Source organism: Herbiconiux daphne, from assembly GCF_024979295.1.
GTDB classification, from domain to species: Bacteria; Actinomycetota; Actinomycetes; order Actinomycetales; family Microbacteriaceae; genus Herbiconiux; species Herbiconiux daphnes.
Map to the genome: position 1 here is coordinate 1 of NZ_JANLCJ010000883.1, position 501 is coordinate 501.

General features: G+C 42.3%; 1 protein-coding gene. It reads right to left on the minus strand.

The features are described from left to right. Window positions 1-501, minus strand: a 501-nt coding sequence (locus N1032_RS28190; RefSeq protein WP_259544060.1) for a hypothetical protein, incomplete at both ends; no start/stop codon positions are given.

Genomic DNA, 501 nt, shown 5'->3' on the forward strand with positions numbered 1-501 from the left:
TCATCTCGTACAGAACGAGTAAACTTCTTCAAAGGAATGTCATGTGGGTAAGCACCACCAGCAGAAGGTTCAACAGAGTAGGTGTACTTGTCTGCATTGTCAGTGGATTCTTGCTTACTGTTAGTTAACTTAACATCCACTGTTAAAGCAACTGAACGTCCATCAGCTGTTGAACCACCAGCTTCTGTGGAGATTACAGAATCACCATTCACTTTGTACCAAACTGCTTGCTGTTCCATTGTATGTTGTTGCATACCAGCTACACAAGATGCTCCAATGTAGCCTGTAGTCTTATCACGAGTCAGAACAGGGTCTGGCAATCCGTTTGGATAATCTGCATCAGAGAAGTAGTTGTAATCGTATGCGATACCATCAGTCCAAGGGTTGTCTGAGGTACGGTCAACACGGAAGAACTTATCATGAGCATCAATGTCAGAGTAAGCATAAGTGTTGAAGATTACAGCTTGCCATGCTTTACCATACTTATCATCATTTGTGATT